The organism is Pedobacter hiemivivus (assembly GCF_005144565.1).
Taxonomy (GTDB): Bacteria; Bacteroidota; Bacteroidia; order Sphingobacteriales; family Sphingobacteriaceae; genus Pedobacter; species Pedobacter hiemivivus.
This window is the reverse complement of sequence record NZ_SWDX01000005.1, coordinates 636,385-648,413: the sequence shown is the minus strand read 5'-3', so window position 1 is coordinate 648,413 and position 12,029 is coordinate 636,385. Positions and strand designations below refer to the sequence as shown.

General features: G+C 38.9%; 8 protein-coding genes. 6 read left to right on the top strand and 2 right to left on the bottom strand.

The window, feature by feature from the left end:
- The 4 genes from FBD94_RS15810 to FBD94_RS15795 all read left to right on the top strand — a co-directional run bounded on the left by FBD94_RS15810 (position 1) and on the right by FBD94_RS15795 (position 4,233).
- Positions 1 to 369, top strand: coding sequence for a DUF3127 domain-containing protein (locus FBD94_RS15810; RefSeq protein ID WP_131607973.1), 369 nt, complete (start codon positions 1 to 3; stop codon positions 367 to 369).
- 204 nt (positions 370 to 573) lie between these two features.
- A complete protein-coding gene (locus FBD94_RS15805) occupies positions 574 to 1,596 on the top strand; it encodes a PDDEXK nuclease domain-containing protein (RefSeq protein WP_136880887.1) in 1,023 nt (340 codons plus the stop codon).
- Positions 1,597 to 1,702: 106 nt separating this feature from the next.
- Entirely contained in the window at positions 1,703 to 3,538 is a 1,836-nt protein-coding gene (locus FBD94_RS15800) for a sensor histidine kinase (RefSeq protein WP_136880886.1), read from the top strand.
- Positions 3,538 to 4,233: a response regulator transcription factor gene (locus FBD94_RS15795; protein WP_090781369.1), complete on the top strand. Its 696-nt coding sequence runs from the start codon at positions 3,538 to 3,540 to the stop codon at positions 4,231 to 4,233. Before FBD94_RS15800 ends, FBD94_RS15795 begins: the two co-directional genes overlap by 1 nt.
- Here FBD94_RS15795 and FBD94_RS15790 read toward each other — a convergent pair.
- Both FBD94_RS15790 and FBD94_RS15785 read right to left on the bottom strand, forming a co-directional pair.
- Positions 4,230 to 5,000, bottom strand: coding sequence for a GLPGLI family protein (locus FBD94_RS15790; protein ID WP_136880885.1), 771 nt, complete (start codon positions 4,998 to 5,000; stop codon positions 4,230 to 4,232). The two genes, FBD94_RS15795 and FBD94_RS15790, sit on opposite strands and share 4 nt — an antisense overlap.
- 13 nt (positions 5,001 to 5,013) lie before the next feature.
- Positions 5,014 to 7,755 carry a TonB-dependent receptor gene (locus FBD94_RS15785; protein ID WP_136880884.1) on the bottom strand — a complete coding sequence of 914 codons (2,742 nt, stop codon included), beginning with the start codon at positions 7,753 to 7,755 and terminating at the stop codon, positions 5,014 to 5,016.
- Positions 7,756 to 7,897: 142 nt separating this feature from the next.
- Between FBD94_RS15785 and FBD94_RS15780 the strand changes: the two genes are divergently transcribed.
- Both FBD94_RS15780 and FBD94_RS15775 read left to right on the top strand, forming a co-directional pair.
- A complete protein-coding gene (locus FBD94_RS15780; RefSeq protein WP_136880883.1) occupies positions 7,898 to 9,703 on the top strand; it encodes a DUF4153 domain-containing protein in 1,806 nt (601 codons plus the stop codon).
- A 23-nt stretch (positions 9,704 to 9,726) separates the two neighbouring features.
- Positions 9,727 to 12,021 (top strand): helix-turn-helix domain-containing protein, encoded by a 2,295-nt coding sequence (locus tag FBD94_RS15775; RefSeq protein WP_136880882.1) that lies wholly within the window; start codon positions 9,727 to 9,729, stop codon positions 12,019 to 12,021.
- The last annotated feature ends 8 nt before the right edge of the window (positions 12,022 to 12,029 follow it).

The window sequence follows — 12,029 nt, the reverse complement described above, 5'->3', positions numbered from 1 at the left end:
ATGGAAATAAAAGGAAAAGTGCATGAAATCGGTGCATTACAACAGGTGAGCGAGACTTTTAAGAAAAGAGACCTGATTATAGAATATGCAGAAAACCCTACTTATCCTGAATACATCAGGTTTGAGGCTTTACAAGATAAAACAGCTTTATTTGATAGCTTGAAACAAGGTGATGATATCGAAGTTTCATTCAATCTACGCGGTCGTCCCTGGACTGATAAAGCCGGAAAAACATCTTATTTTAACAGTTTGGTAGTATGGCGTATCAATGCATTAACACCAGGTGCTGCCGCCGCATCTACTCCAGCATATGCCCCACCAGCTGATTTAAACAGCGCACCGGGCGAGGAAGACGATCTTCCTTTTTAAGAGCTTTTTTAAGTAAACAAATTTACAATTATGCCGGAAATACCTTCCGGCATTTTTTTTGAATGGATTTTTTTACAATATTTTGGAGTTTTATTCAAGATATTGTAAATCAATAATTTATACATATGTTTTTGTGGAAGTTTGTTTTGAATAGCATAAGTTACTGGTAAATCATTAAAGGTTTTATCAGTAAAATTTATGGATATGAAAGTTGAAATAGCACTGCCGATTACTTCGGATGTTAGACAATTAATTGAAACCAGTAGGAATAATGTAGCGGTTGTTGTAAACAGTGAGATTACTTTGCTTTACTGGAAAATAGGAAAAAGGATTAATGATGAAGTTTTGCTGAATACCAGGGCAGAGTATGGAAAGCAGATTGTGTCGTCGCTGGCAAAGCACTTGACGGAAGATTATGGGAAAGGTTGGGGCGAAAATCATTTGAGGAAATGTATGCAATTTGCGACTGTATTTCCTGATGAAAAGATTTTGTACGCAGTGCGTACAAAATTGAGTTGGACTCATATTAGGACTTTAATGTTTATTGATGAGCCTTTAAAGCGGGATTTTTATGTAGAGATGTGTAAACTCGAAAGATGGTCGTCTCGGCAATTACAAGAGCGTATTCAGTCAATGCTTTATGAACGAACGGCTATAAGTAAAAAGCCAGAGGAACTGATTGAACATGAGCTGAGAGCACTGAGAGAAGAAAATAAAGTTACTCCTGATCTGATTTTTAGAAGTCCTTATTTTCTGAATTTTTTAGGACTGAACAATGACTATTCAGAGAAAAATCTTGAAGATGCTGTTTTAAGAGAATTGGAGCAATTTATTTTGGAATTGGGCACTGGCTTTAGTTTTATTGAGCGACAAAAGAATTTATCCATTGATGGTGAAGATTTTAAATTGGATTTGCTTTTCTATCACCGAAAGTTAAAGCGACTAGTCGCTGTTGAGCTGAAGTTGGGTAAATTTAAAGCATCCTATAAGGGGCAGATGGAACTTTATTTGAGGTGGCTTGAAAAACACGAAATGCAGGAAGGAGAACAGCCGCCTATTGGGCTTATACTTTGCGCAGAAGGTAATAAGGAACAAATTGAACTATTGCAATTGGATAAAGCAGGAATTAAAGTAGCCGAATATTTAACGGCCTTGCCTTCGCCGGAGCTGTTGCAGCAGAAGCTTCACAAAGCCATTGAGATTGCTAGAAATAAGCTTTTGAATTAGCATCAATTACTCTCTTGTGTATTGCTGAAGCCGTCAATGCCGTGTTAAAATTTGTTAAATAAGGCGTTTTATGTGAATGCTTCTTTATTTTTGATTAAATCTATAGATGAAGAAAAGGAGCCTTTGGCTAATTACCGGACTAATGACCGTAGCATTGCTAGGGGTGTTTGTAATGCAATTGTATTACATCAGGGAGGCTTATAATCTAAAATCACAGCTTTTTGAACAGGATGTACAGCAAGCTTTAAATGCTGTGGTCAATAAGGTGCAAAGGCGTTACGCAGCAGTTCATATTACTAAAAAAGATTACGAAGTAAGAAAAGAGCGAGAACGTGATTTTAGAAATAAGGCACAGCGAATAATTGATTTTAAGGAACAGTTTAAGGAGCAGGAAATCCGGAGAAAACGCGAGCAGCAAAGGAAGGTGATTACTGACCTGAATATGCGCGACAGTATTGTTCGGGTTACTTTCTTGAAACCAGAGCTGATTAGTGAAGAGGTATATCAGGAAATTTCGAATGTAAATAACAAAGGGAAATCTTCCCTGCAGGTTCAAGTTGATTTTGGCGTAGATGCCTTTGGGAATGTGCGCGGCAATGTCAATCAAACTGTTGTGTCTAAAAGATCGTCCACATTTACCTTGGCGCCTGATCATCTGGCAGATAGTATCAGGTATCTCGCTTATAATCCTCAAAACCTTAATCCAATAACGGTAACGCTGGAAAGAGTGACACCTGAACTCGCGCTTAAGTTTAGTATAGAGGATAAAACGGCAGTTCAACGATATCTGGAGGGGCTAAAAGAGTTGATGCAGGATACGGTGGCTCTGGAGGGTACCAATTTAAACTATCTGGAAGATGTAGCTAAAGAAATGCGTCAGGTGTATGTGCCTATTAACCAAAGGGTATCTATAGATGCTTTGGATACCTTGATTAAAAAGGAGTTGCAAGATCGGAATGTGAGTTTAAACTACGATTTCTGGTTGAAATTGGCGAATAAGGACTCTGTACTTTATCAGAAAGTTTCCAATGCTCAAACGGATATATTGCCAGAAAATACTTACCGAACCACCTTATTTAGTAACGAGATCTTTCGTGATCCGGGGATGCTGTACTTGTATTTTCCCAATAAAAATTCTTTAATCCTTAGTAATATGTGGGCTACTATGGCCTCCTCTGCAGGTTTGTTGCTGGTGCTGATCTTTATTTTTGCTTATACCATTTATGCGATATTGAAGCAAAAGAAAATCTCTGAAATGAAGACCGACTTCATTAATAATATGACCCACGAGTTTAAAACCCCCGTGGCTACCATTATGATTGCCAGTGAGGCACTGAAAGATCCAGAGGTAGTAGCAGATAAAAGCAGGATTAGCAGGCTTGCCGGTATTATTTACGATGAGAATGTACGGTTGGGCAATCATATAGAACGTGTGTTGAGTATTGCCAGACTGGAAAAGAAAGAGTTAAAGTTAGAGCATAAGGACGTTGATATCCATGATCTGATTTCGGCCGTGGTGGATAGCATGAGCTTGCAACTGCAAAGGAAAAATGCAAAGGTTACGCTAAACCTAAATGCCAGCCATTCGATGGTGTCTGGGGATGAATTGCATCTGTCTAACGTGTTTTTTAACTTGGTCGACAATGCCAATAAATACAGCGCCAATGCCCCTGATATCACGATAACAACGAGAAGCACAGATAAAATGCTGACTATTGAGATCTCAGATCAAGGTATAGGGATGACCAAGGAACATGCCAAGCGTATTTTTGATCAATTTTATAGGGTGCCAACAGGTAATTTACACGACGTGAAAGGCTTCGGTCTCGGGCTTAACTACGTACAGGATATTGTTGAACAAATGAACGGAAGCATAAAAGTGCTTAGTGAGAAGGATAAAGGGACTACATTTGAGATTAATTTACCACTAAACCACAACTGATGAAAAGAATTTTATTGGTAGAAGATGATCCCAATCTTGGGTTGCTTTTGCAGGACTACCTTCAATTAAAAGGAAAATTTGATGTAGTACTATGTACTGATGGAGAAGAGGGCTTGAGGGCGTTTAGTAAACAAGAATTTGACCTTTGTATCCTGGATGTAATGATGCCTAAAAAGGATGGCTTTACATTAGGTAAAGAGATTAGAAAGATCAATCAGGATGTGCCTATAATTTTTGCCACAGCTAAAGCCATGATGGAAGATAAAGCTTCTGCTTATGATCTTGGAGGTGATGATTACATTACCAAGCCGTTTAGGATTGAAGAGTTGCTGCTGCGTATAAATGCCTTGTTGAAGCGCGTTGCGGTAAAGGAACAAGTTGATCCTGGACCTGCGCAAACACAGTTTCAAATAGGTGATTATACTTTTGATTATACCACCCAGCTAATCCATTTTAATGGGTTTCAACAAAAACTTTCTACTAAAGAAGCCGAATTGTTGCGTCTGCTTTGTCTTAAAAAGAATGCCGTACTTACCCGTGAAGAAGCTTTGTTGAGCATTTGGCATGATGATAATTATTTTAATGGTCGTAGTATGGATGTTTTTTTAAGTAAATTGAGGAAGTATTTGCGGGATGACCCTAAAGTGGAGATCCTTAATGTGCACGGTAAAGGCTACAAATTACTGGTAAACTAGATTAAAAGAAGTTTAATCATCCTGCTTGCTTCACTGCCCCATCTGTTCAATACTTTGCTAATGGTTTCTAAAAGGCTTTTATTGTCCATAGGTTTCCCTTTAGTAGGAGGCTTTATTTCTGTAACAGGAATAGGCCTGTCGGTAACAGTTTTAGCAAACCATGTTATATTATCATGTGGAAGCGCGACACCAAGAATCATCCCGGGTAATCCTGTAAATGATTCCGGTCCCCCTGAAACAGGGATTTTATCCGTGTAAAAGGCAACAACGTATACCGAATCCATAATAATGGCATTTGCCCTGCGACATTCGTAGCCTGCGATATCACGCATTTCGCTGGTTAGCTTCCAGTTGATTTTTCGTGGGCTGTCTTTTACCAGAAAGGTTTCTTCAAAAAACTTCTTTTCTGTTATAAATGTATTTGTAGACAAGTCTGTATAGGTAATATTGGATTGCTCTGATTCTGGGGAGCCGCCAAACATTCCGCGGTTATCGTCTGTTTCCACAACAGGTGCAAACAAAGTCTTATTGCCTGAAAACCTGAGGGTACTTTTTAGTAGCTTAAACTGAGGTGCAGACTTTTTAAAATCGTCAAAAGAACTGCCCATCATGCCTCCTGACCGCGCTATAGCTTTTTTAATCGTAGCATGTTGATTGATACTCTTTTCGAATTCTATAACTCCACTGTTTGTAAATCTGACATTTTGAGCAAATAGATGATGTACGGTAAAAATCAGACCTGCTAATAATATGAACTTTGTTTTCATTGTATTTTTCTATTTATGCACCACCCATTTTATTGAAATCCCATGCCAGAGAAAGCATAAAATAACGTTGAATAGTGGTTGAATTACTTTGATTGATCGTATTGTTATAAACTGATCTGCTGAAGCCTGAATTTTGGTTAAGTAAATCCTTTCCCGATAATGAAAGGTTTAAGCTTTCCGTTTTCAGGAATTTCTTATTGATAGAAGCATTCCATATCAGTCGGTTTAGCGATTCGTTGAAAGCCTGACTTTTACCTGTGTATTGGTATTCTCCGTTTGTACGAAGCTCTACTTTACCTGGTAAGCGAGCCATTAGCTCGAAATTTCCATTCGCACCATAACTGTCATTGTTGTTCTTAACGCCCACTAGGGAGGTACTGGAGGTATTGTAACTTGGGCTCAAACTTAATTGGATGCTATACTTATCCGTATATTTATTAATGGAAGGGCCTACCGAATAATTGAAAGATCTTGATGTATTTAGTGAATTATTGGATATGCTATAATTGTAGTTACCACCCGCACGGGCCTCGATATTCAGATTTATTTCTTTTATTTTTCTGCCAGCAGATATATTTAAGTTAAAATTTATGGGTGTTTTGCCGCTCATGTTTATGGCCTGAGCAGTTGTCTTGCCGGCTTTATCTGTAACAATATTGCTGGTAATCGCATTGGATGTAAAGCCGAAATTACCATTCACCATAAGGACTTGTTCAGTCAGGATCTTAAACGAACTGTATGAAATACCAAAGCTGTTGCTAAAGGAAGGACTTAAGTTCGGGTTGCCCAAAACAATATATAGCGGATCTGTATTTGCTCTGTAAGGCTGAATTTGTTCCATTCCAGGTTGTGAAGTATTTCCATTGTAACTGACCCGAAGGGAAGTGCTTCTTGAAAAATTATAGCTGTAGTTTACCTGTGGACTCCAGTTGATGAAGCTCCTCTTCAAGGTCGTATCTTCATACAAATCAACTTGTTTAAACCTTACTGCATTAAGTCTCGTGCCAAAGATTACAATCGATTTTCCGGCTCTGTAATTGAAATTTAGACCGGCGTTATTACTCAATTGGGTCATTTTAAAGTTGTTACTGTATTCTTCGTCAAGATCATTGTAATTCCCTATGATGTCTTTATTGAAAGATTTTTTATTTGAGCTACTGTTATTTAGGTTTAAGCCATAGTTGAGCACAAGCGCAAGGGCTTTTGAAATAGGTTCTGTATACGTTGCATTGGTGCTAAACGATGATTTGAATATATCGCTTGTCTTGTATTGATCTATGTAGACAGTACTGTCCGGTTTGTTTTGGATATTAAGGAATTCGTTTTTAGAATTAAGAAAGCCCGTGCCGGTGGTTTCTTTAAAGGATTGTTTGACGTTTACAGAAACTGTCCTACCTTTTTTCTTTAATTTCTTTGCCCAAAATGCAGTGGCATTAAATCCCTTTTCATCACTTTCATTGTTGATTGTTCTCTTCCCACGATTTAAAAGGCTATTGTCTTCTCTTTGGGTCGAAGACTCATAGTCATCTGTAGAATCGTTGTTTTTTAGCGATCCGCTAACCGTCAATTTTAGAGTTGAACTGGAATCTAAACGCATGCTCAATGTGCCATCTAATTTCTGGTTGAAAGAGAAACTGCTGGATTTTTGGTCAGATTTACTGGTGTTGGTTTGACCAGGCAGTGCATTTATGCTCAGACTATTGTTTTCTCCTTCAGAGCTAACAGAACCTAACTTGTAATTGGTGTTGATCCCATATTTGTCTTTCCATTTGCTATCGTAGTGCAGTCCTGCATTTCTTTTAATGGAGATTCCACCCGCTCCGCCGCCCATATCAAAGTCGTCTCCACCCTCCATACTCATCATCATTCCTCCATCTTCTGAAAATTCAACGGAGCCCATAGAGATATTGTTGCCAAAAGATTCATTAGTATTCCCTATAGTTCCGTAAGCTGCGTACTTTTGCTTGCCCTTAAAAACATTCACGGTAGCCTGGTTCTGATAAAAATCTTTTGTGCCAATTCCAGCATTCAGCTTTCCGAAATACCCATTCTTTTTATCCTCTTTTAATTTAAGGTTGATGGTTTTTGATTTTTCACCATCATCTATTCCGGTAAAAGCGGCCTGATCACTTTTCTTATCATAGAGCTGGACCTTATCTATCATGTCTCCACGCAAATTTTTGGTCACCAATGTTGGATCGTCACCAAAAAACTCTTCACCATCAACCAGAACTTTATTTACTTTTTCTCCTTGTGCTGTAATTCTTCCGTCCTTATCTATTTGAACGCCTGGTAACTGCTTCAACAGGTCCTCTACCTTGGAGTTGGGTTGGATATTATAGCTGCCCGCATTAAATTCTGTAGTATCGCCTTTAAAGGTTATTGCGGCATTCCCTTTAATGATTACCCCCTCTAACAGTGTTGATCGTAGGATAAGATTGATGTCACTGAAATCTTTCTCCTGATTAATCGTGTCTAGTGTGAAGTTCTCGGCGTAATCAGCATAGCCAGGATAAGTAACCAGTAAAATAAACTTTCCGGAACGCAGATTGTTGATGGCAAAAGATCCCTCAGCGTTTGCCCGCGTAAATTTTACAAGTGTAGAATCTTTCTGGTTTAATAAGGTGATAGTTGTATTGATCAGTTTATAAGTCGCCATGGTATCCCTTACAGATCCCTTAATGGCGTAAGGTTTTTGCGCAAACAAAAGCATAGTGTTAAACACCATTAAAAGCGTTAAATAAGTCAGTTTCATTGTTAGTGTTTTGTCGGGAATAAAGCTATAGCTTATATTCGTAGGAATATAAGACGCGCGATGTTAAAGTTTGTTAAAGATTTTTCCCGAAAAAGTTTAGTCTAAATTTGGTTACTTTTATCAGCACTATTAAATTCTTTCTATGAAACTCAAATTACCTTCAGTACATTCCTTATGGATCAGCTTTGTTAAAGTTGTTTCTCGGTTTCCTTTGCAGGTTTTGGTGGCTATAGCGGCTACAATATCATGGTGTTATCTTGTTGATGTAAGTAGACGTACAGAAGAACAGCTTACGGTATTCCTTTCGGTTTGTAATCTTGCATTGACTTTGCTTTTGGCGGTAGATCTTTACGCAGAGGCCAATAAGCTTCAGGCAGTAAAACAATGGGCCTTACGCTTAGGTGCCGCATTGATCTGTACAGGCTTATATTTTGTCTTAAAACCATCTTTTTACCTGGCCGATGTTTTCCGGATAGGTTTGCTGGCATTCGGCTTTCATTTGCTGGTTGCTTTTGCTCCTTTTATAAGAAATGGCAGCGCGAATGGCTTTTGGCAATACAATAAAACTTTATTCTTAAGGATACTTACCTCTGCGCTTTATGCAGGTGTACTTTTTGCCGGATTGGCTATCGCGCTTGTCGCAATTGATGGTTTATTTAATGTAAATATTAGCTGGAGGACCTATATGCGCTTATTTGCTATAGTTACCGCCGGATTTATGACAATTTTCTTTCTAGCAGGAGTGCCTGATGATTTTGAAGAATTAGATAAAGACGAGAGTTATCCTAAAGGCCTTAAAATATTCACGCAGTATGTGCTAATCCCCTTAATGACTATATATCTAGCTATTTTATTGGTATATGAGGCTAAGATTATTGTCAATTGGGAGCTGCCTAAAGGATTGGTATCCACGCTGATTTTGGGATATGCCGTATTTGGTATCCTGTCTTTATTACTTATCTATCCCATTAAGGAAAAGGAGGGGAATGGCTGGATGAAGCTTTTTTCGAGGTTTTTCTATGTGATGATGATCCCACTGGTGGTGTTATTGCTGCTTGCCGTTTGGAAAAGGGTAGGGAATTATGGCATTACGGAATCACGATATATATTGATTATACTAGCCGTATGGCTGACCTTAATTACCGTTTACTTCCTAATCAGTAAAAAGCAAAACATCGAAATCATTCCAGTTAGCTTATGTGTATTGGCTTTGTTGGCTACTTATGGGCCTCAAAGTGCTTTTTCAGTATCTAAATATTCGCAGGTAGCTCGTTTAAAAAGGCTGATGGCTTCTAACAGTAAGAGGGATGTGGATCAACGGGCTGATGTGGTAGATTACCTGGTTGACAGGCACGGCTTAAGCACTTTGCAGCCTTTTACAAAGGTGAATTTGGAAGCGTTGGAGACCAAGATTGAAGCCAGGGATACTACTCAATCTCGTTATAGCATTAAAAGTAAGAAAACCGATACTGCTTATGCTTTGCTCAAAATAAAAAGAATAGGGCATAGGTATATGGAACACGTACGATTTGTTCCTCTGGATGAGACGATGGTGAGCGTAAAGGGCTATGATTATGTCATTCCGATTGAGAGTTATACAGAACAAAGTACCTCAACGATTAACAATCAGCCCGTTATTGTAGAAAGGGTTAGGCAGGTTGGGAATCTAAAGGTGAAGATTGGAGCTGATTCCTCGGTTGAGTTGGATTTGCGTAAATTGGTATTAGATGCCATTAAAGCATTTAAGACAGGCAAATTAAAAGAAAGACCTAATGGCGGTAATACTTATTATTTGCCGAAAGATTCACTTGTAATAACTCAGAACTTAACTAACTATGAGTTAAAATTTGTGATTGTGTCGCTTAATACAAGTTCTGACGCAGAAGATTCCGAAGAATTAAATCGACAGTTAAGTTACAATGGTTACCTGCTAATTAAGGTAAAGTAGGCAATTCTTGCTAGATTTGCAGTATGCTGAATTCAGAAACTGCTAATCCTGCTGAGCTTGCCGCCAGGTTTGTAAATTATACTTCCAAACATATTTTCCTTACCGGAAAGGCGGGTACGGGTAAAACTACTTTTTTAAGACGTTTAATAGACTTAACACATAAAAAGGCGGTGATTGCCGCGCCTACAGGGATTGCAGCCATCAATGCGAACGGGGTGACCATTCATTCTTTGTTCCAGCTTCCTTTTGGGGCTTATCTGCCTAAACAGCCTGCTGCAGATGGCGATCATTACAATCAGCAATACAATACGCCAAAATCTATTGTCCGCCATTTAAACATGACTGCTGCCAAACGTAAGGTTTTGGTGGATATGGAATTGCTGATCATTGACGAGGTAAGTATGCTTCGTGCAGATTTACTCGATGCGATTGATATGGTGCTGCGGTATGTTAGGAGAAACAATACGGCTAGTTTTGGTGGTGTGCAGGTTTTATTTATTGGAGATTTACATCAGTTACCTCCGGTAGTGAAATCTAACGAATGGACGATGTTGGCCCAGTTTTATAAAAGCGCTTATTTTTTCGATGCGCATGCTTTGTATCATGAGCCACCGGTTTATATCGAGCTGGAAAAGATATATAGACAGGCCGACAATGTGTTCATTAACCTGCTCAATAACTTGAGAAACAATGAAGTCACAGCAGCAGATCTGGCTTTGCTGGAAAAGCACTATAAGGCTGATTTTATGCCGTCATTAAATGAAAAGTACATTACCCTAACAACGCACAACAACAAGGCAGATACCCTGAACAAGCAGCGACTGGAAGAACTTAAGGATGTTGCTTATCTGTATATGGCTAAGGTGGAGAACGAGTTTAGCGAGTATTCGTACCCGGCAGAACATATTCTCGAACTGAAAATAGGCGCGCAGGTGATGTTTATTAAAAACGACCCTAGTGGTGAACAGCGCTATTTTAATGGTAAAATTGCGACCGTTATTGCCCTTAGTACGGATAGGATAGAAGTGCAGACGGAGGGCAACAATGAAAAAATTGTGCTGGAGAAATATAAATGGGAAAACATCAGATATACTACCGATAAGGTAAGTGGTGAAATAAAGGAAGAGCTGATTGGTACTTTTACGCAATATCCATTGAAACTGGCCTGGGCCATCACGGTACATAAAAGTCAAGGTTTAACCTTTGATAAAGCAATAATTGATATTGGGAACGCTTTTGCTCCGGGGCAAATCTATGTAGCATTGTCCAGGCTAAGATCTTTAGATGGATTGGTATTAACTTCGCTTATTTCGGGAACAGGTATCAGACAGGATCAGAATGTGACTTTTTTCTCAAAGAATAAACAGGATCCATCCACATTGGAAAGTAGGATTCAACAAGAAACGGAAACGTTTTTAAGATTCTACCTGTTGCAATGCTTTGATTTAACTCCACTGGATAATTACGTATATGAACATGTGCATTCTTATACCAAAGACATTAATAAATCAGCCAAGCAAAAGCACGTGAAGTGGGCTGCTCAGTTGTTAAAGGACCTGAGTGAAGTAAAAGCAAATGCCAATAAGTTTTTATCGCAGATTAAAAGATTGTACGAAGATAAGTCTGAATCTGGTTTACAGACCTTGTTGGATAGAGCGACTGCTGCGGAGAATTATTTTAATCCACTGCTTTCGGCTTTTTCTAAAAAGATATTTGAACGCATGGAATTGGTGAAACAGGATAAGCAGGTTGTTGCCTATTTAACGGAGCTATTGGAGATGGAAGCCTTGTTTTATGAGCAGGTAAAGAAAATCCGCAAGGCTACAGCACTATTAAGTGCTACGATTAGCGGAAAAGAGTTTACCAAGAAGGATGTGAATGCTTTGTTAAGTCAGGCAGAAAGAGCTGCACAGATGGAGACGGTGTTTGCAATGCCTGGTAAACTTGATTTTACGGAGAAAAAAGGGAAATCAACTAAGTCTGGGACCACTAAAGCGCCAATGAAGGAAAAGGAGCCTAAGGCTGATACGAAAGAATTATCCTTGATCTTGTTGAATGAAGGTAAGACAATTCAGGAGATTGCCGAGGAACGAAAAATGGTTGTTGGTACTATTGAAGGGCATTTGGCACACTATGTGGCCAAGCAGGAGATCTCGGCCAAAGATATTATTGGAGCAAAAAAATTAAATAAGATACTAGAGGCCATCACTGAATTGAAAACCTTACAGATGAACCCTATTAGGGAGCGACTGGGTAGGGACTATTCTTTTGGTGAAATTAAGATCGGTGTAGCCGCACACCTCGCAGAAAGGGAATAAGTTGGTTG